The sequence below is a fragment of the Mangrovimonas sp. DI 80 genome (genome assembly GCF_001975575.1).
Lineage (GTDB): Bacteria > Bacteroidota > Bacteroidia > Flavobacteriales > Flavobacteriaceae > Mangrovimonas_A > Mangrovimonas_A xylaniphaga.
This window is the reverse complement of record NZ_MSDT01000005.1, coordinates 201,253-223,105: the sequence shown is the minus strand read 5'-3', so window position 1 is coordinate 223,105 and position 21,853 is coordinate 201,253. Positions and strand designations below refer to the sequence as shown.

The following is a 21,853-nucleotide window of genomic DNA, read 5'->3' as shown; positions in this document are numbered from 1 at the left end:
TTAATACATATCCGATTGGAAATCGCCTACCAAATACATGATATTGAAAACGTTGCTATTAAGGTTTTGAATGAAATCAATTCAAAAACCATTTTGTTTTATGGTGAAATGGGTGTTGGAAAAACAACTTTAATAAAAGCTTTGGTAAAGGCTTTAGGCAGCAACGATACAGTGAGTAGTCCTACATTTTCAATTGTTAATGAATACAAGCTTGAAAAAGGCAGTATCTATCATTTCGACTTTTACAGAATAGAAGATGAAGAAGAAGCTCTTAATTTTGGTTTGGAAGAATACCTATTCAGTGATGAATGGCTTTTGATGGAATGGCCTGAAAAAATTCCATCATTATTACCAGAAGAAGCCGTTTGTATAGAAATTGTAACTGATGAAAATGGCCAGAGAACTTTGAAATTAACCCAAAACATAAAACTAACTGGACAAGACAACATGAAGCCTCAAAATTTTTTGTAAAAATTTAAGCGTTTTCCCACCTTACCATCGCTAAAGACTACGGAAAAACCGTAACATACTCGGGATTTATAAAAAAGATTTTAACATTTCTTTAACAGTTTTTGTAAGCTGTTACGTATAAATTTGAATCAAATTAATTAATTAAATCCCTTGAAATTATGAAAACTAAAAAGTATGTATTAGCGATTGCTATTTTTGGTGGAGTGTTGTTTGCAGCTCAGGCTACAAATTTAATCGACCTAAATGATCAAATCAAAACTGAAATCGAGAAAAAGCCAAGACCAATCATTCCTGGTACCTAAAAAAATTACTAAGAAATTAGTTTTAGGGAGTATAATTGCTACTATAATTGCAGCTACTCCCTTTTTTTATACGTTGTATGAAGGTGTTCCATCTGTTAAAGTTTGGAACACTTTTTTATTTACATATGATAGTAAATTATGGGAGGATGCCAACTATGCAATGTGGGTAATAACAGGAAAAGTTGTCCCCTTAATATTGCTTTTAATATGGTTTTTTACCTGTAGACACTGGTGGTATCATACTTTGTTGGTCCCCATTTTAATGTATCCCATTCAAATTATAAAAACCATTGAAGGTGACACAAGATATATTGACGAGGTTCAATGGATCTACATGCTTCCGATTATGGCGATTGTCATTCCTTCTATTTATTTAATTAGAGCTAGAATGTTCAATAAAATAAATGAAGCTGATAAAACCATGCAGGAGCTTGAAGATGAATTTAAGATTGGTCCTCCAAAAAATGTCATGGGGAGACTTAAAGATTACTTTTAGTACTAAATCCAATTTTATATCAAAAATTTATTTGTAATTTGAGTTTTTAATTTGACTTAAATGAGCAAACCCTTATCTCCTTTTACAAAGGCACAGCTTTTACCCCTAGAAGAGACTTTAGAAGTATACAAAAAGAAAGGTGAACTTTTCATAGGAATTCCCAAAGAAACCCATTTTCAAGAAAAAAGGGTATGTCTAACACCAGATGCCGTTTCGGCCTTAGTTTCAAACGGCCATAAAGTAATGGTGGAATCTGGCGCAGGTGAAGGCGCCAATTTTAGAGACAAAAGTTATAGTGATGCAGGAGCTGAAGTCACTAGAGATACTGCAAAAGTTTTTGCAAATCCTATTATATTAAAGGTAGAACCACCTTCTCTTGATGAGATTAAGCTCATCAACCCCCACACATTACTTATTTCAGCATTACAGCTTAAAACACAACAAAAAAAATATTTTGAAGCTCTAGCATCCAAACGAATTACAGCCCTAGCTTTTGAATTTATTAAAGACGAAGATGGTGCGTATCCCGTTGTAAGATCCTTAAGTGAAATTGCAGGAACTGCTTCTATTTTAATTGCATCGGAATTATTGTCTAATATTAATGGAGGAAATGGTTTGATGTTTGGGAACATCACTGGCGTACCTCCTACCGAAGTAGTGATTATTGGAGCTGGTACCGTTGGCGAATTTGCTGCTCGTTCGGCAATTGGTTTGGGGGCAAACGTTAAGATGTTCGACAACTCCATTTCCAAGTTAAGAAATGTTCAATTCAATTTAGGGCAAACAATCTATACATCTACAATTCAACCCAAAAATCTTATAAAGGCCTTAAAACGATGTGATATCGCTATTGGTGCTGTGCGAGGAACCAATAGAGCACCTGTAATTGTTACTGAAGATATGGTGAGCTGTATGAAGTCTGGCTCCGTAATTATTGATGTGAGCATTGATATGGGCGGTTGTTTTGAGACTAGTGAAGTCACCAATCACGACAACCCCACTTTTGATTACAATGGAGTCACTCATTATTGTGTTCCAAATATTCCCGCACGCTATTCTAGATCGGCTTCTGTGACCATAAGTAACATCTTTACACCTTATTTATTGCAGATAGGTGAAGATGGAGGTATTGAAGATGCCATCAGATATGATCGCGGTTTAAAAAATGGGTTGTATTTTTACCACGGGATTCTAACTAATAAATCTGTTGCAGATTGGTTCAGTTTGAGTTACAGTGACGTAAATCTTCTAATTTTTTAAATATTATATGAAATTAATACAACGTATTGGATACTACTTAGGTGGTTTTTCCATTGGATTAATATTTTTAGCCTTTTTCCTTCGCGGAAAAAATACTTCTTGTGATTATGGGCCCAATGCCCGAACTATAAAAAATATAGCACTAAAAAAGAAAGTCTATTCTAAGGAAGCATTGGCAACTATGCAATTATATGATTTGGATACAACTGCTGTTTCTAACCTTATATGGTCTGGAAACGTGAATTTCTCGAAGAGCCAAACGAAGCCTGAAGATTGTAAAACTTACGTGATTGAGAATTCTTTAGAAAGCAAAGAAGTTGTTATCGATGTTGAAAATTGCGATTCTCTGGTTACAATAGTTTTGTTGCATTTTAAATAGGCTTTTCTATTTAAAAATAAAGTCATTATATAAAATAAAAAAGCGCGACAATTACGTCGCGCTTTTTTTATACTCTTTTCAAGTTGTAACTTTTAATTAAAAACGGTTTTCTTGGTGGTTATCTCATTACCATTACAAACTACTTTGATGATAAATGCTCCATTTTTGAAAGTTGATGTATCAACCTCTAAACTGAAATCTTCACCTTCCAAAAGTTGATTTAGATCAATTTGATACACTAAATTCCCTTGCATATCATAGATAGCAATACTTTGAACACTTTGATATCCAGATAAATTTAATGTCAATATATCAGAATGTTTATCAAAATAGAAGCTAAACTCACCAATGGTAATCTCAGGCCCAACAATCGCACTACAATCAGTAACATTGATGGTAACGGAAGCTTGATCCTCGTCCAATTCATTATAAACAGTTACGGTATATTCTGTAGCTTCTTCCGGAGAAACGGTGATACTTTGCGTTGTTTCACCTGTACTCCAAAGGTACTCATCACCTCCAGAAGCTGTTAATACAACACTCTCACCTAAACACACTTCCAAACTTTCAGCTACTATTTCTGCAGAAACCGGCTCAATAACTTTTACTGTTACTTGTTGAGTAGCCTCACATCCATTCACAAATCCGGTTACTTCATAAACAGTAGTTACACTAGGGCTTACGGCAATATTTGGTTCGGTAGCACCATTGCTCCAAATGTAGTTGTTTGCACCTGTTGCAGATAATGTTACATAATCTCCTAAAAGAATTGTTACAATCTCACCATTAGTGATGCTTACACTTGGAAGCGAATTTACAGTAACAGTTACATCATCACTATCCTGGCTATCTCCAACAAAAGCAGTTACCGAATAAGTTGTAGTTGCCTCTGGGCTTACAGTGATGCTAGCGGTAGTCTCACCTGTATTCCATAAATAAGTGTCTCCTCCTGTTGCAGTCAATGTCACTGTGCTTCCCTGACAGATGGTTTGGTCCTCCCCTGCATTGGCATTAACGATTACAGTGGTGTCCTCTTCAACGGTTACGGTCACTGTATCGGTAGCCTCACATCCGTTTACAAATCCAGTCACTTCATAAGTGGTGGTTATGGCTGGGCTTACAGTGATTGTAGCGGCTGTAGCTCCCGTATTCCATACATAAGTGTTTCCTCCGGTTGCGGTAAGCGTCACGCTCTCCCCTTCGGTGATCGTTACGTTGGCTCCTGCATCCACTGTAGGCAATTCGTTTACGGTTACGGTTACATCGTCCGTTCCTTCATTTTCTCCGATATAAGCGGTTACCGAATAAGTGGTAGTTGCCTCTGGGCTTACAGTGATACTAGCAGTAGTTTCACCTGTGTTCCATAAGTAAGTATCACCTCCCGTAGCAGTCAGTGTCACTGTACTTCCTTGACAGATGGTTTGGTCCTCACCTGCATTGGCATTAACGATTACAGCGGTATCCTCCTCAACGGTTACGGTCACTGTATCGGTAGCCTCACATCCGTTTACAAATCCTGTTACTTCATAGGTTGTGGTTACAGCTGGACTTACAGTAATACTGGCTGCAGTCGCTCCCGTGTTCCACACATAGGTATTACCTCCGGTTGCGGTAAGCGTTACGCTCTCACCTTCGGTGATCGTTACATTGGTTCCTGCATCCACTGTAGGCAATTCGTTTACGGTTACGGTTACTTCGTCCGTTCCTTCGTTCTCTCCGATATAAGCGGTTACCGAATAAGTTGTAATTGCTTCTGGGCTCACGATGATACTAGCAGTAGTCTCACCTGTATTCCACAGATAAGTATCACCTCCTGTAGCAGTCAGTGTCACTGTACTTCCCTGGCAGATGGTTTGGTCCTCGCCGGCATTGGCATTAACGATTACAGTAGTGTCCTCCTCAACGGTTACGGTCACCGTATCGGTAGCCTCACATCCGTTTACAAATCCAGTCACTTCATAAGTGGTGGTTACAGCTGGGCTTACAGTGATTGTAGCGGCTGTAGCACCCGTGTTCCATATATAAGTGTTTCCTCCGGTTGCAGTAAGCGTTACGCTCTCCCCTTCGGTGATTGTTACGTTGCCTCCCGCATCCACTGTAGGCAATTCATTTATAGTTACGGTAACGTCGTCCGTTCCTTCATTCTCCCCGATATAAGCAGTTACCGAATAAGTGGTTGTTGCTTCGGGGCTTACAGTGATGCTAGCAGTAGTCTCACCTGTGTTCCATAAATAAGTATCACCTCCTGTTGCAGTCAATGTCACTGTGCTTCCCTGACAGATGGTTTGGTCCTCGCCGGCATTGGCATTAACGATTACAGTAGTGTCCTCCTCAACGGTTACGGTCACCGTATCGGTAGCCTCACATCCGTTTACAAATCCAGTCACTTCATAAGTTGTAGTTACAGTTGGGCTTACAGTGATTGTAGCGACTGTAGCTCCCGTGTTCCATACATAAGTGTTTCCTCCGGTTGCAGTAAGCGTTACGCTCTCCCCTTCGGTGATTGTTAAATTGGTTCCTGCATCCACTGAAGGCAATTCATTTACGGTTACTGTTACTTCATCAGTTCCTTCGTTTTCCCCGATAAAAGCAGTTACCGAATAAGTCGTTGTTGCTTCTGGGCTTACAGTGATGCTAGCAGTAGTCTCACCTGTGTTCCATAGGTAAGTATCACCTCCTGTTGCAGTCAATGTCACTGTACTTCCCTGACAGATGGTTTGGTCTTCGCCTGCATTGGCATTAACGATTACGGTGGTATCCTCTTCAACGGTTACGGTCACAGTATCGGTAGCCTCACATCCGTTTACAAATCCAGTCACTTCATAAGTCGTGGTTACAGCTGGGCTTACAGTGATTGTAGCGGCTGTAGCTCCCGTATTCCATACATAAGTGTTTCCTCCGGTTGCAGTAAGCGTTACGCTCTCCCCTTCGGTGATTGTTACATTGGTTCCTGCATCCACTGTAGGCAATTCATTTACGGTTACTGTTACTTGATCTGTAGCAGCACAAGAATTAGATGTTACTTCAACTGAATATGTGGTTGTAGAATTAGGACTTACAGTAATACTTTGGGATGTTGCTCCTGTATTCCACAGATAACTTCCTCCACCAGAAGCAGTCAAGGTTACTGATTCGCCCTGACAGATGCTTACATCATTTCCTGCATCTGCAGTTGGCAGTGCATTTACCGTTACGGTTACCTGGTCAGTGTCAGAGTTACTTCCTGTACTACTATAAGCAGTCACCGTATAAGTTGTAGTCTCTTCCGGAGATACTGTAATACTTTCTGTAGTTGCTCCATTGCTCCATTCATAAGTAATTCCTCCTGTAGCTGTAAGAGTTACAGATTCACCTTGACAAATTTCCTGATTTTGGCCAGCGTCTGCAATCACGCTATTGTCTACCAAAACAACGGTAACAGTATCTGTGCTTTCACAACCATTAGTGTATCCCGTAACTTCATATGTTGTTGTTTGGGCCGGACTCATCGTTATACTTTGGGTAGTAGCCCCCGTATTCCAAATATAGGTATTAGCTCCTGAAGCAGTAAGAGTCACACTTTCTCCATACCCGATAGTAACATCATTTCCAGCATTAACTTGTGATAATTCATTTACTGTTACCGTGACTTCATCTGAGTCCGAACAAGAATTAGAGGTTACTTCAACAGAATATGTAGTTGTTGAGTTAGGGCTTACCGTAATACTTTGGGTAGTTGCTCCAGTATTCCAGAGGTAACTACTTCCTCCGGTAGCACTAAGAGTTACACTGTTTCCTTGACAGATACTTACGTCATTCCCCGCATTTGCAGTTGGACGTGCATTTACCGTAACTGTTACTTCATCTGTGTCAGAGTTACTTCCCGTGCTGCTATAAGCAGTTACTGTATAAGTTGTGGTTTCCTCTGGAGATACTTCAATACTTGCAGTAGTTTCTCCGTTACTCCATTCATATGTTGCACCTCCAGTAGCAGTTAAAGTAACAGTTTCCCCTTCACAAATTGTTTGATCTTCTCCTGCGTTTGCAGTAATTGCCGGAGTTGTTGTGGCTGTGCTTCCATCTACTCCATTTAAAAATTCTTCCAACCAAGTGTAGCCACTTGGCGCAAAGTCATTGTGATCCTGTCCATTAGGAACATTTGCTTGAAACCAAGTTTCTGGAATATGTGGATTAGATTGGTAATAATTGGAGGACCTTGAATTCGATGTTATGCCCGGTACTACATACTCACTTTGAGATAACTGACTAGTATATTTTCCATTCTTAACATTATTCAGCCATTCTGTATCTAAAGCATCTAAGTTATTACTGACCGATCCATCTGCATTAAGTCTGGCATTACAGCCAACATCCATTTTAACATCATTAAAAGCATTATCAGCTGATTGAATTTCTAATGGAGCTCCGAATAAACTAAATTGATTACTAGAAAAATAATTTGATGGTACTTGATCACCTGTAGAATAGCCCCCTGCATCTTTAAAGAACTTCCATGCCAAAGTGTTATTTGAATTCATTTGAGAAACACTACTAGTTAAAGATCCTATGTTTTTAACCACATATTTATTTCCATTAGTATGAATTTTAGGTACATAGCTTTGAAGTAAATTATAGTTATTTATTTTTTTATCCGTTATTGTTGTATTGCCATAATCATAGTAATTACCAATATGATTTAGAGTGAAATCACCATTACCTCTAATAATCCTATTTGTAACAGTCCAAACAACGTTATTAATAACCTCATAATTGCCTCCATAACCATTAATATTTGGAAACCTATGAGTAATGTTATACCATAAATTATTCAACGCAGAAATTTTACCTATATTAACTCCTTCTGCACCACCCAAAATTGTACCTTTTACACTTTCGGCAAATATCGATCTCTGTACAGTGACATTATTTATTGTAGCATCTGTATTTGTTGTATTCCAACTAGCAGCTTCATCTACTCCAAAAGCAAAAGAACAATGGTCGAAAATCATATTCGTCATGTTGCCGGTTGCCGTGAAACTATCATCACCGCCATCAACACCTCCTTTAAAACGAATATGTCTAACAATTACGTTATCTCCTCCACTAAAATAAACCCTATTTCCATCGATAGTAATACCTCCTTCAGGGGCAGTTTGACCAGCAATAGTAATATTATTAGCAGAAGTAGTAGCAATTGAATTTAGATGAATAACTCCACTAACATCAAATACGACAATTCTATTCGAACCTCGAATAGCATCTCTAAAACTACCTGTTCCACTATCATTTAAATTAGTGACATGGTAAACTTCACCCCCTCGTCCACCTGTTGCATAGGCTCCTGCGCCTCTTGCTGTGGGGAAGGCTAATTGTTGGGAAAATGAATTGAAACTAAAAAGTGAAATAAATAAAAGGGTATAAATTTTTGCACAAAGATTGTGCATACCATTTCCATGGTAGGTCAAATTTGGGGTTTTCATATGCTATTAATTTTTGGGGCGTACTTTTGTACTGTTAATTTATATAATAGTGCTCATTAAAGGGTTCAAAGGTTAAGTTTATTCGTCCACTAGCGCTCAAAAGAGATTCTTTTCTTACAATTTGTAAAAATTGCAAAACAAAAAACTGACTTAAAAATGTCTGCTTTTAAATCAGCGGTGCAATAATATCTATTTAATTTTTAATAGTTTACGAATCTGAAACTTTTGTTTTAAACTTTAACACTTGTATGAATTTTCAATGTAAAAAACAAATGTTTTTAATGTTTATTTACTTACAAATTTTAAAGAATACTGCTTTTTTAAAATTTTGATTCCAAAATCGTAAAGAACTTTTAAAACTATTTCCATTATTGGAAACTCAATTTATGTACGGAAGGATATTGGTCTTGGATTATTCAAAAAATGTTAAATGTTTGATTTACACTTTTTTGAAACAATTCTACAAAATGCAATCTTGTAAGTCGTTTTTGATATTTGAGAGTCCCTAAAATCTTTAACTATTTATTTTTAAGTAAATTACATATTTTTCATTTTAGTTTTTTTGAGCTAAAAATGTGAAAAAAAATTGCCTTGAACTAAATGTTAAAATTTAAAAGAGAGTGAATCGATTAGTATTTTTCTTTTGGAAGATTTATCTCTATTTTTTTAATTATATTTAAACTATCTGTTTATCAATGTATTCAGTAGTATAACTAATCCTACATAATTGAATTATTTATTAAGTGTAATTGTCCCAGTTTACAATGTAGAGCCTTATCTTGAAAGGTGCATCACTTCCATTGTAAACCAAACATACAAACGCCTTGAAATTATTTTAATTAATGATGGCTCTACAGATTCAAGTGGAGCAATCTGTGACAGGAAGGCAATTATGGATAATAGAATACGAGTTTACCATATTGCCAATAGCGGTTCTAGTATTGCAAGAAACTATGGATTGGAAAGATGCCATGGAGATTACATAGCTTTTGTGGATAGTGATGATTGGATAGATCAAAACATGTTTTCTTCCATGATTAGTTTTGCCATAAAGAATTCTCTTGAAGTCGTTGAATGTAATTCAATCAACAGTAAAGAAATAACCAATGTCCATCAAATAGATAAAGGTTATAGAATTGAAAATAAAGATGAGTTCATATGTCGCATATTAAAATATAAGCGATTTGCAGTTTGGCGAAGGGTTTACCATAAACGTGTTCTAAAGGACAAGTTTTTCATTCCAAACATTCTGCATCAAGATGTGTATTACACTATTGACATTATTAACAGTTTAACTAGGTTAGGATATCTAAGTCAACCTTTTTACATCTATAATGTAGAAAATATGAATAGTGTTATACGCGGAAAATACAGCTTGACAAAATTAAACTCTATTGGAGCCCCTTTGTATGTAATACAACAAACAGATATCTATAATTCAAAAATTAAAACCTTAGCAAGCAATTATTTAGTTCATTTTCTAACTAGTCACTATAACTCTCTTTATTTGAACAATAAATTCGACCCTGATTTTCGCCATCGCAAACAAATTAAGGGGTTAATTAATAAACATCAGCAACTTCATAATTTCTCTTTCTGTGGATATGCAATTAAGCTTTTGCCTTTTAAGTTATATGGTACTTTTTTACTGATTAACAATACCAGGATAGACCTTCAAAGAAAACTTTATACCTTTTTTAAACATGTCAAGAGTCAATAATGCCATAAAAAACATAAAATTCAGTATGTTTTTTCACATACTCTTTTTGTTTGCTCAATTCTTTTCTCGAAAAATATTCTTGGAAAATCTTGGAGATGAGTTCATGGGATTGACAGGGACACTCCAAAGCTTTCTGAAATTTTTAAATTTAGCTGAACTGGGAATAGGAACTGCCATTGGTGTAAGTCTATACAAACCAATATTAGAAAGCAACAGATCAAAAATTAATGAGCTCATTAATTTTTTTGGCTACGTATATAAAAAAATAGGAATTCTAATTTTATTTATAGGTTTTACCCTCTCTCTATTTTTCCCATTAATATTTGGCTCTATTACTTTTTCTTTAGTTGTTGTTTATTTTGCTTTTTATACTTTCCTTTTCGGACAATGTCTCAATTTCTTTTTTAACTATCACATATTCTTATTAGAAGCTGATCAAAAAAACTACATTATAACCTCTTATTCAAAATCTTTAACATTAGCAAAAATAATTATACAATGTTTTGTGATCATTATTTATAAAAATTTTTATTTATGGATTTTACTAGAGCTATGTTACTTCATACTTTTTAGCATTCTTTTAAGAAAAAGGGTCTCAAAAGAGTATCCATGGTTAAAAACTAATAAAAGCATTACCAAATCAATTCTAAAAACCAATTCTGAATTGGTGGGGAAAATCAAACAAATTTCAATTCATAAGTTTGGCTCTTTTGTAACCAATGGTACAGATCAGATTTTAATTTTTGCATTTATAAGCATTGAAAGCGTTGCTTTTTTTGGAAACTATCAACTAATCTTTAGTCGATTATTACAACTCATAAACACTTCATTTGCCGGTACAGGTGCTGGTATTGGTAACTTGGTGGCAGAAAACAATAAAGCACATATAAAAAGGGTTTTTTGGGAAATGATGAGTTTAAGATTTTATATTGCAGGAGTCCTTTTTATAGTGCTCTATTTTTTAGTTGACCCCTTTATTGTATTATGGTTAGGCGAAAAATATATCTTGAACCAAAATGTACTTTTTCTTTTCCTAATAAATATGTTCGTTATGCAGATCCGAATCCCTGTTGATCATTTTAAAGATGCTTACAGCCTGTTTCAAGATGTATGGGCTCCAATCATTCAGAGTATCATAAATCTAGGTCTATCCATAATACTGTTGCGCTATTATGGGTTAGCAGGCATTTTAGCCGGAACATTAATTGCCTTTGTAATCATCATTTTAATTTGGCGGCCTTATTACCTATATAAATTCGGTTTTAAGGATGATATTTGGTCCTATTGGAAAGAATTTTTAAAATTATGCATTTCATTAATTGTAGCTTTTTTTATTTGTAATTTGATTATGACTAGCATAATTAAATCAATTAACTCGTTTTATAAACTTATAATTTCAGGGGTAGAAATTTCATTTCTCTCAATATTCATTTATACTCCTATTATTTATGTATGGAATGAAGGTTTTAGAAACGTATCAAAGAGACTGTATTTATTAATCAAAAAAAAACGATGAAAATTCATTTTATCATTTCGACTTTAAAAGGAGGAGGAGCTGAGAGAGTACTTTCCATCCTGGCAACTGCTTTTGCGGATAGAGATAATTATGAAATTACTGTTTTAACACTAAATAAGTGTAAAGATTATTATAAACTTCCCTGTTACATAAAAAGAATATCCTTGCATAAGGGAAGAATAGCTAATCATAAGATGAGGTCTATTTACAATTTAACTAAATTTTACTATCATAAAAAAAACAGACCTGACTTAATTATCTCATTCATCACCTTGACCAATTTTATAACTATTCCAGTGGCTAAGCTCTATTCTATCAAAATTATAGTAGAAGAACACAATAGTTATTTACGATCCATGAAAAATCGTGAATTTATAACGAACATTACCAAAAAATATTTTTACAAAAAAGCAAATTTACTTACGGTATTAACAACATTCGATGTTGCCTATTACAAAAAATATGGCGCAAATGTAGTTGTTATGCCGAATCCGTGTAGTTTTCCTCCTATCAAAATTCAACCACAAAATAGAGAGAAAGTTATTTTGGCTATAGGAAAATTAGATAAATATTATCATAAAGGGTTTGACAATTTAATTGAATTAATTGCCCCCATATTAAAATCAAATCCTGATTGGAAACTTAAAATTGCAGGATCTGGAGATAAAGGATATGAATTACTAAATAAACTATCAAAAAAGCTGGAAGTTTCAGATAGAATATTGTTTACGGGGTTTGTTTCAAACATATCAGAGTTAATGTTAAATTCTTCTATATTTATCTTACCTTCAAGATTTGAAGGCCTACCAATGGTTCTTCTCGAAGCTATGTCACAGGGCATGGCTTGTATTTCATATGATTGTAAAACAGGCCCCTCTGATATTATCACAAACAATGTTAATGGCCTTTTAATTGAAGATCAAAACAAAAAAGAAATGCAAAATAATTTGCAAAACCTAATCAATGATGAAACCTTGAGACAATATCTTTCCAAAAATGCAATCAAATCTTTAGACAAATATCAAATAGATACAATAATTAAAAATTATGAAAGCGTTTTTGAAAAATTATAACAAAAATGAAAAAACTAGCAATAATAATTTGTTTTGTATGGCCATTAATGTCCAATTGTTTAAATATCCAACGTTTCACGGGGGTATTTATATCTGTAGCCTTAGCTCAAATAATTGCTTATTCTAATATCCTATTAATTTTTTGTGGCATATTAATCATGCTTAAAAGCAAAGGGGGGGATTTTTCAATAACAGCAAGATTATGGTTTATGTTTTATGCGTTGTACTATACTTTTGGTTTATTGGCAAATGGAGTTTCTGGTTTTCAAAATTCTGAATACTCGCTAATGGCAACTTTGGTACCTGTTATATTTTTTACTGGATATTATTTTTTCCTCAGCAATGATGAATACTTTATTATTTTTACCAAAGTAATAACTTTTTCATTTGTAGTTTCTTCCTTTTTGACCATATTACTTTACAAAAGTAATTTTGATTTTGACCATGGAGGAATTTACAACCACAGCTTAGATAGAGCTGGTGGTGTATATGCAGACGCAAACAATGCCTCTTTAAGCGGCATTTTAGCATTTATTTTTTTTGATAAATATTTTACATCAAAAAAAATATTTAAAACAATTATTCTTCTAATTATCTTTTACAGTATCTTAATTACGTTATCAACTACTGGTTTATTTGTTTTTGTAATTGTTTTCATTCTTACAAAACATAAGTTTTTCTCGGGATTAAGAATAATACTTTTTGGAGCAATTTTAACCGTCTTTTATTTCTTCCTTTTTAGAATAGAACAATTTTATGGCTATTTCAATTTATCAGAAATACAGATTAATAAAATTAATAATATTAAAAACGTTTTGACATTTCAAACAGAAAAAATAAACAGTTCGGGAAGAAGTGAATTAGTAGAAGAATTACTTTACTATGTCTATCAAAAACCGTTTTTAGGAAATGGAATAGGTTTTTCGACGTTTATTCGTGGTCATAACACATATATTGGGGTATGGGGGGATGCAGGTCTATTCACATTTTTATTTTTCATCCTTTTGTTAATTATCTATTTATTGAAATCATTCAAATTAGAAATTAATTTAAGATTCTTCTGCTTTTCAATACTAGCAACCTTGTATATCTTTATGCTAACCCTTCAAACGGTTATTAATCAAGGTTACATTATAGTTGTGTTTGCTTTTGTAGGGTACGTTTTAGACAAAAACAAGCAACATGAATATAAAAACAGATACGCCTTAAGCTCTTCTTAGGTTCGATGTAAATAAAAAAAGCTTTAAACGGCTCAAATTAATGGATAACGATCTGTTAAATGTTAAGAAAACTCCATTTAAACTAACATTTTGCAATCAGTAAAAAAAATCATATTTAAAATCATCCCTTTTGCCTTAAATTTAAAATTTCAGTATACATAGTAAAATGGATAAAATGGTTTATTATGATAAATAACAAAAATTCATATAGAAAATATTTAAAGGCAGACAAGCGCGCATTAAATATCAAAAATAACGATTTTTTTTCGGCTTTAATTAATTACATATCTCCAAATCCTATATGGATATTTCAGAAAAAAATGCGCAAATTAGAATACTTTACCAATTGCAAAAATAAAGGTATTTACAAGCCATATATTCTTTTCCTAAGATATAAATACAAAAAGGCTTCTATAAAACTAGGTTTTTCAATTCCAATAAATGTATTTGGCCCAGGGCTAGCAATAGTTCATTACGGGACAATTATTGTCAATAGCAAGGCTAAAGTTGGAGCTAATTGCAGGATTCATGCATGCACTAACATTGGGGCTTCTGGAGGATCTAAATTGGCTCCAAAAATTGGTGACAATGTATATATTGCTCCAGGTGTAAAAATTTTTGGTAATATCTCAATAGCCAACAATACAGCTATAAGTGCTAATTCTGTTGTTAACAAATCAGTTTACGAGGAGAACATGATGGTAGCAGGCATACCTGCGAGAACAATAAAACCTATTAATATAAAATCAATTATTAAACATATTTGATTTAATCTGTTGTTTTTATAAACTTTATAAAACTTCACAATATTCTAACTTTCAATATTTTACCGATTGAAGGAATTAATAGTCATTCAAAGAGTAATTTTGATTAATATATTTTATTAAAACATTTTTACAATTTAAAATATCATAATATGCTAATCAAAAATAATTAAAGCAAAACTTTCATTTATAGGGAATTTTCACTTAAAACAAGCAAAACCATTAAAAGTAACAGAATAATTAAAAGTTGTCAAATTGCCTAGAACATTCATGCAAAAGGATTTTGGAAAAGTAAAAAACACGCAAACAAAGAAGAACAAGTATAATGAAGGAGTCAAATAAAATTAATATTTCTTTTATATTACCCTCATTGGTTGCTGGTGGAGCTGAACGCGTCATTTCATTTATTGCGCAAAACATTGATAAAACTAAATTTAATGTTACTCTTTTAGTCCTAGGTTTTCAGAAAGATAGTGTTTATAAAATTGATGACATTAACACTATTTATTTAAATAAGAAAAGGGTTTTAAAAGCAATCCCCTATTTAATTAATTACAGCCTTTTTAAGAAGCAAGATATTATTATTAGCGCCATCGGACATCTTAATACTGTAATGGCATATATTTCTTTAATAACTCCTAAAACAAAATTTATTGCCAGAGAGGTAAATATACTTAGTGCTTTAAAAACATTCCAAACTAAAAACAATTTTCTTCTAGAATTTTTAGGAAAGTATAGATTCAATTTTTTCGATGCGATTATTTGTCAATCAAGAGACATGTATGAAGACCTAATTTCTAATTACAATCTAAATTCAAACAAAATAGTAATTATAAATAACCCTATTACTGACAATTTCTACTTTTCAGGAAGGAAGTCTGAAAGCAAGATATTAAGACTAGTGACAGTTGCTCGATTAAAAAAGCAAAAAGGGCATCTACGCATCTTGAATGCCTTATCTAAAGTCAATTTCCCTTTTCATTACACTATCATAGGGGATGGACCTGAAATGGATATTATTTTCAAACTAATAGATCAACTAAAGTTGTCAAATCAAATCACTCATGTTAAACACACTGATGAAGTTCCTAAATATCTCCGCGAAAATGACCTTTATTTACAAGGCTCTTATATAGAAGGGTTTCCCAATGCTGTAATTGAAAGCTGCGCAGTAGGCACTCCTGTCTTAGCTTTTAGTGCCCCTGGAGGACTTAATGAAATAATAAAGGAACCTATAAATGGTTTTATTGTTAATTCAGAGCAGGAATACATAAACCACTTATTAGAAATCAACAGTCGATTTCCTTTCTCTCCTGAAGAAGTAAGTCTATCTGTTCAAAAAAAATATAGTAAAACTAATATTATTAAAGAATATGAAAACTTATTTACTGATTTGTTAAATTTATAATTATGGATAAAACCAAACCAAATATTAGTATTTTAAGTGTTAATCTAGGAAGTGGAGGAGCTCAAAAGGTTATCAGCCTTTTATTACAAGAACTTAAAAACAACTATAACGTCAGTTTAGTATTGTTTTATAATCATATCCACTTTAATGTTCCTAATGATATAAATGTGGTCTACCTTTCAAAGGCATCAACTGAAAGAGGTTACTATTCTAAATTAAGGAATTTAATAATATTTAATAAAAAATATAATGCCTTCATTAAAGAGGAAAACATAAACATTTCTGTGTCTTTTTTGGCTTTTCCAAACATAATCAATGGCATGATGGCTACAAAAAACAAAAATATTAAAACCATAATTAGTGAACGTGGTTTACCTGAAGGTAATACTACAAGTAACTTATCTCTGAAAATTGCTAAAGTATTCTATCCTATTTTTTATAATAAATGTTCTAAACTATTCTCCAATTCGGTTTATATAAATCAAACTTTAAAGGAGAATTTTAAAATTAATATCCCAATGGAAGTTATTTATAACCCCGTTGTCCCCCCTATCAATACTTTAAACCCGAATAACCTTATTACTGATATTGATTGCTTTAAAATTATAACTACTGGCACTTTAAATAAACGTAAAAACCAAATAATGATTATTCGTGCATTAAGGGAAAATATAAAGAACTATAGGCTTACCATTTTGGGAGATGGACCTTTAAAAGGATATTTAACACACGTAATACATAGTTTACAATTAGAAAAGCAGGTGGTTCTTGAAGGAAAAGTGAAAAATGTAAATGATTATCTATTAGACAACCATTGCTTCGTTTTGTCGTCTTTTGCGGAAGGTTTCCCTAATGCACTGTTAGAAGCTATGGCCATTGGACTTCCTTGCATTTCTACAAATTGTATATCTGGGCCTTTAGAGTTGCTAAATGAAAATAAAGCAGTTAAAATTGAGGAAGGAACATATTTTAAAGGCAAATATGGCCTTCTTGTAAATAATGATGATCAAATTGGATTGAAAAAAGCGTTGGAATTTCTAAAAGGCAATCCTTCAGAAAGAAAAAACTATAGTGAGCTAAGTTTACAAAGATCTAAAGAATATCAACTTAAAAATATTTACTCTAAATTCTATCAATTTATAAACAATTAAAATTTTTAAATAAAAACATATTAAATATAGGTGGCTTGAAACAAAACTGGATATTAATCCTCCAAAAAAATAATTTAGAACACACAAAGTGTAGCCTTTTACCTTTTTTATTAATTCCTCATACCACCTATAATTTTCAAAACAAGTCTATGTTTAAATGAAAAAAAAGAGAATTTTAATAGTTGCATCGTACTCAGGTTCGTTAATTCATTTCAGAGGTGATTTTATAAAAAGTCTCATTAATCATGATTTTGCGGTGTATACCGCTGCTCCGAATTATTCCGTTGAAATAACACAACAACTTCTTAATATAGGAGCGAAACCAATAGAGTTCAAATTAGAGCGAACAGGTTTAAATCCTTTAAATGACCTTAAATCTATATCTGAATTAAGATATATAATAAAAACTTCAAAAATAGATCTTGTATTTCCTTACACTGTGAAACCTGTAATATTTAGCTCTTTAGCAGCTAATCAATGTAAAGTTCCTGTTATATCCCTAATTACGGGTCTTGGGTTTGCCTTTACCGGTGTAACCTTTAAAGCTAGAATATTACAGCGCCTCAATGAGTTTCTATATAAACAATCAATAAGGAAAAACAAAGTCATTATCTTTCAGAATAAAGATGATTACGCATTGTTTTTGGATAGAAAAATTATTTCTAAAAAAAATAAAGTATGTTTTGTAAGTGGCTCTGGTGTGGATCTTAACAAATACAAAGTAAGAATAAACAATAACACATCAAATGTCATTAGTTTTCTTCTAGTAGCGCGTTTGATAGAAGAAAAGGGAATCCAATTGTATATCGAAGCTGCAGAATTATTAAAGCAAAAATATCCAGACGTAGAATTTCATGTTATTGGGGAACCTGATCAATCGCCCTCTGCTATTAAACTAGAAAAACTCAATGATTTAAATAATAAAAATATTATTGTATATCACGGAAAACAAGCTAATATTCCAGAACATCTCTTCAAAAGAGATGTTTTCGTATTACCTACATACTACAGAGAAGGCATTCCTAGATCAATTCTTGAAGCTCTCTCTGTAGGCCTCCCAATTATCACAACTGAATCACCTGGTTGTAAAGAAACTGTTATAAAAGGTAAAAATGGAATATTAATTCCTCCTAGAAACTTAGAACAATTAGTATGCGCTATGGAGTTTTTTATAATTCATAAAGAAAAAATCAAGGAAATGGGAATAAATAGCCGAAAATATGCCGAAGAACGATTTGATGTAAATATAATCAATGAAGACTTATTGAATATTATAAACTCTAATTTACAACTTCTCTAAGAGATATTCCTTAACAAAGAATTTGAGAAATTCTATTTGTGAACTTAATTTATATTGAAAAGAGTAAATAATTAACTCACTTCAAATCATACATATTTAACTTTTCCTTATGTCATAAATAAATTTCAAGTTAAGTTAAGTCATTTTATTATTTAGGGAGTAACCATATGATTCCATCGTGCTCCGTGAAAAATTAAAAAACTTCTTTTGATAATCGATATTTAACTGTTCAAACCATTCGTCATCATTGAAACGTAATTTAATAGAGTCCGCTTTACGAATACCATTTCCTGCCACAACATGAGAAATATGAAAAGAGCTATTCGAACTAACCATATCTATAATTGGCTTAACATCCAACCCTGCAACATCTCCAATTTTTCTAAGAGTTTCTTGTGGGTTCTTGGCAAAATCTTCGTAACGAATCAATACTGAATTGTTAGCTTTTTTTCTCACAAAATTAGATTGCCTATTAACCATTACCCAAAACAATGCTGTTCTCCATATGGGCTTTTGCCCCCCTTCCTTTTTAGCCTTTTTTTCAAGTGACCATGCAACTCCCCTCCCATCTCGGACCAGATGCACTAACCGTAAATCTATTTTTGGATGATTCAATAAAGCCCAAGCACGCAGGGGATTTTTTGAAATATCTAATATAATTGGTTTGCCACTGTGCCTACGAAGGGTGTCAAAAAAGTTATATGTATTGTTTAGATAGTCTTGTACGTTGGAAGATTTTAATGATAATCCAAACCATAATCTTAACCAGGCCTTCATTGATTTGTAACTTTCAAATTTTTTCCATTTTGAAAGACCTTCTTTTATAGATGAATCAGATATCTTTCTCAGCCAATCTCCCATTACAGATGACCAAAATTTACAATTGATAGTAGCTTCCCCACACGAACATATTTTACGCTCATTATAAACATATTCCATACTTTGAAGCTCTCCTCCACCAAAAACCTCTGGGTGATTATCTAGAATAATATTTAAAATTGTCGATCCAGAACGACCTGAGCCTGTGAAATAGATTACTTTAATTTTTTCTTGATTCTCATAGTTTTTCATAGCAAATTATTGTTTTTTTTTTGCATTAACCCACCACCAAAAGCATAAGTAACTCTTAGCTAATGAAGTAAATTCATAAATCTAAAAAGAATATAATCGATGTATCGCTGTTAAAAAAGATAATATCCATTTTTAATTAAAAATTCGCTCTTAAAAAATGGACTTGTTTTTAAAATACATTTAAGTAATTGATATTACTATGATTATAATTATTTAAAAAGAAAAATACCAAGAACATTTTAGTTTTTATAAAAGTTTTTTCTTTTAAAAGATCATTAACATTCTACTGTAAGTAAAGATTTGAATAAATGATCAACGGTAGAGTAATTGAAACCCAAAATGTGTTTCTATCAGAATTGCCCTTCCTTGAAAAGAAAAGAATCAAAACTCTATATGTGAAGTTTGAAATTTTGATATTTTCTGACTTTTGAATAGTCCTCTCTTTTAATTGATATTTTAAAAGAAGCTCCCTTTAGTGTTATAAAATATTTATTTTTATATGATTTATCGTTTCTTCAATAGAATCCCATATTATTATTTGTCATTATTTTTCAATCAAAACATGAATCTTATGACTATTTTTTGTTTGAGAATAACTAAAAGAAAAATAAATTTAATAGCAATGATTGCTGTTTCACTTTCGATAATTAGCGAAATTAGTTCAAATGTAAATTGGGGGTGGATTTCGGTATTGTTAGGGATTAGTTGGCCAATTCTATTTGTAATAAATGTAGTATTGTCAGTTTTTGGCCTTATTAGCAAAAGATATTTATATCTACTTGGTGTATTAATTTTATCCATTAACCTTAATTCATTTTTCCGAATTTCTACAGAATCTACAAATGAACCAAATGAATCGATTAACATTTTAACTTTTAATGTTAGAGGTTTCAACACCAATAACCTCATTAAGAATAAAGATACAACTTCAAACACATTAAAATTTATCGATTCAATATATCCGGACATCTTAGTACTACAAGAATCAGATTATAAAATCTCAAGAAAAATTAAAGGTTACGATTATGAATTTTTAGGTTATAGAAAAAATCTAGATAAATCTCTTTTGTCAATTAATTCTAAATACCCGATAATTAATAAAGGATACATAAACTTTCCACACACTAAAAACAATGGGATTTATGCAGATATATTGATTCAAAATGACACTATAAGAATCTACAATTTACACTTGCAATCCTATAAACTAACAGGAAACTCATTAAGAACTGGAAAAAATCTATTAAAAAAAATAGACAATACATTTAACCAACAAGTATTGCAGTCCAAAATTGTACGTGAAAATGCCTCCAATTGCACAATGAAAATAATTATTTCCGGGGATTTGAACACCCCTCCAAACACATTTCCTTATAACATTTTAAAACAAAATTTAAATGACTCATTTATAGAAAAAGGTAATGGATTAGGTACTACTTACAACTTAAGGGGCTACCCATTAAGACTAGACTATTTTTTTATGGATCAAAAAATTAAAATATTAAATCATAAAAACTTTAAATTAAATTTATCCGATCATGAGCCTATATTGGTTACCTTTAAACTTTAATAAAAAAACTAACTGATTTTAAATGAGAAGTTTATATAAGTTTTTTTTCAAACGTTTTTTTGACCTTAATTTAGCATTAATGGGATTTATTTGCCTCTTCCCTATTTTTCTAATTTTAACTATCCTATTGTTTTGGGTTAACCGAGGCAAACCATTCTTTTTACAACCTAGACCTGGGAAAAATGCTGAAATTTTTAAAATCATAAAATTTAAATCCATGACAGATGAAAGGGATTCCAAAGGAAAACTACTTCCTGAAGCTGAAAGACTAACGGGCTTGGGAAAATTTATTAGAAAATACTCATTAGATGAAATCCCCCAACTGATGAACATTATAAAAGGAGACATGAGCCTCATAGGCCCTCGTCCACTTTTAGTGAGTTATCTGCCTCGATATAACGATGTTCAAAAACATAGACATGATATTAGGCCCGGAATTACTGGGTGGGCACAAGTTAATGGCAGGAATGCCTTGAGCTGGGAAGAAAAATTCAATTATGATGTTTGGTATGTCAACAACTTTTCATTTCTTCTAGATATTAAAATTTTCTTTTTAACATTCGCTAAAGTAGTCTCCAAGAAAGGAATTTATACTTCAGAAACTTTATTCATGGAAGAATTTATGGGCTCAGAGTAATCCTTGAACTCATAAAGAAAAACTAACCATCTTTTTTGGTTCAAAAAAAAATCATT

The 21,853-nt window shown here is 32.6% G+C and carries 17 protein-coding genes; 15 read left to right on the top strand and 2 right to left on the bottom strand.

The annotated features are described in order from the left end of the window. Positions 1-15 precede the first annotated feature (15 nt). The 5 genes from tsaE (at position 16) to BKM32_RS10675 (ending at position 2,908) form a co-directional block, all read left to right on the top strand. Positions 16-471, top strand: coding sequence for a tRNA (adenosine(37)-N6)-threonylcarbamoyltransferase complex ATPase subunit type 1 TsaE (tsaE, locus tag BKM32_RS10690; RefSeq protein ID WP_076663782.1), 456 nt, complete (start codon positions 16-18; stop codon positions 469-471). 158 nt (positions 472-629) lie between these two features. Then, positions 630-773, top strand: a complete 144-nt coding sequence (locus tag BKM32_RS16500; protein ID WP_168155229.1) for a hypothetical protein — start codon at positions 630-632, stop codon at positions 771-773. Between the two features lie 262 nt (positions 774-1,035). Continuing rightward, entirely contained in the window at positions 1,036-1,269 is a 234-nt protein-coding gene (locus BKM32_RS16565) for a hypothetical protein (RefSeq protein WP_253187452.1), read from the top strand. Between the two features lie 60 nt (positions 1,270-1,329). Beyond that, a complete protein-coding gene (locus tag BKM32_RS10680; protein ID WP_076663781.1) occupies positions 1,330-2,529 on the top strand; it encodes an alanine dehydrogenase in 1,200 nt (399 codons plus the stop codon). A gap of 7 nt (positions 2,530-2,536) precedes the next feature. Beyond that, entirely contained in the window at positions 2,537-2,908 is a 372-nt protein-coding gene (locus BKM32_RS10675) for a DUF4258 domain-containing protein (RefSeq protein WP_076663780.1), read from the top strand. Positions 2,909-3,000: 92 nt separating this feature from the next. Here the strand turns inward: BKM32_RS10675 and BKM32_RS10670 are convergent, their stop codons facing one another. Then, positions 3,001-8,367 carry a hypothetical protein gene (locus BKM32_RS10670; protein WP_076663779.1) on the bottom strand — a complete coding sequence of 1,789 codons (5,367 nt, stop codon included), beginning with the start codon at positions 8,365-8,367 and terminating at the stop codon, positions 3,001-3,003. A 727-nt stretch (positions 8,368-9,094) separates the two neighbouring features. Here BKM32_RS10670 and BKM32_RS10665 point away from each other — a divergent pair. The 8 genes from BKM32_RS10665 to BKM32_RS10630 all read left to right on the top strand — a co-directional run bounded on the left by BKM32_RS10665 (position 9,095) and on the right by BKM32_RS10630 (position 18,519). Further along, positions 9,095-10,087, top strand: coding sequence for a glycosyltransferase (locus BKM32_RS10665; RefSeq protein WP_076663778.1), 993 nt, complete (start codon positions 9,095-9,097; stop codon positions 10,085-10,087). After that, the gene (locus BKM32_RS10660) at positions 10,071-11,603 is read left to right on the top strand and encodes a lipopolysaccharide biosynthesis protein (protein ID WP_053977889.1); all 1,533 of its coding nucleotides are present in this window, start codon (positions 10,071-10,073) and stop codon (positions 11,601-11,603) included. The genes BKM32_RS10665 and BKM32_RS10660 overlap by 17 nt, the downstream gene beginning before the upstream one ends. Beyond that, positions 11,600-12,676, top strand: a complete 1,077-nt coding sequence (locus BKM32_RS10655; protein ID WP_053977890.1) for a glycosyltransferase family 4 protein — start codon at positions 11,600-11,602, stop codon at positions 12,674-12,676. Before BKM32_RS10660 ends, BKM32_RS10655 begins: the two co-directional genes overlap by 4 nt. 5 nt (positions 12,677-12,681) lie before the next feature. Next, positions 12,682-13,896, top strand: coding sequence for a hypothetical protein (locus tag BKM32_RS10650; protein ID WP_123812103.1), 1,215 nt, complete (start codon positions 12,682-12,684; stop codon positions 13,894-13,896). 185 nt (positions 13,897-14,081) lie between these two features. Beyond that, a complete protein-coding gene (locus BKM32_RS10645) occupies positions 14,082-14,663 on the top strand; it encodes a serine O-acetyltransferase (protein ID WP_053977892.1) in 582 nt (193 codons plus the stop codon). A 322-nt stretch (positions 14,664-14,985) separates the two neighbouring features. Continuing rightward, complete coding sequence (locus BKM32_RS10640; protein ID WP_076663777.1) at positions 14,986-16,068, top strand: glycosyltransferase; 1,083 nt, start codon at positions 14,986-14,988, stop codon at positions 16,066-16,068. A 2-nt stretch (positions 16,069-16,070) separates the two neighbouring features. After that, the gene (locus BKM32_RS10635) at positions 16,071-17,219 is read left to right on the top strand and encodes a glycosyltransferase (RefSeq protein ID WP_053977894.1); all 1,149 of its coding nucleotides are present in this window, start codon (positions 16,071-16,073) and stop codon (positions 17,217-17,219) included. A gap of 157 nt (positions 17,220-17,376) precedes the next feature. Continuing rightward, positions 17,377-18,519 (top strand): glycosyltransferase family 4 protein, encoded by a 1,143-nt coding sequence (locus BKM32_RS10630; protein WP_076663776.1) that lies wholly within the window; start codon positions 17,377-17,379, stop codon positions 18,517-18,519. Positions 18,520-18,654: 135 nt separating this feature from the next. On the opposite strand, the gene BKM32_RS10625 is transcribed toward BKM32_RS10630, so the two are convergent. Next, positions 18,655-19,590, bottom strand: coding sequence for a sulfotransferase (locus BKM32_RS10625; RefSeq protein WP_076663775.1), 936 nt, complete (start codon positions 19,588-19,590; stop codon positions 18,655-18,657). 571 nt (positions 19,591-20,161) lie between these two features. Between BKM32_RS10625 and BKM32_RS10620 the strand changes: the two genes are divergently transcribed. Next, positions 20,162-21,160, top strand: a complete 999-nt coding sequence (locus BKM32_RS10620) for an endonuclease/exonuclease/phosphatase family protein (protein WP_171971866.1) — start codon at positions 20,162-20,164, stop codon at positions 21,158-21,160. 22 nt (positions 21,161-21,182) lie between these two features. Continuing rightward, positions 21,183-21,797: a sugar transferase gene (locus tag BKM32_RS10615; protein ID WP_053977898.1), complete on the top strand. Its 615-nt coding sequence runs from the start codon at positions 21,183-21,185 to the stop codon at positions 21,795-21,797. Positions 21,798-21,853: the final 56 nt, after the last annotated feature.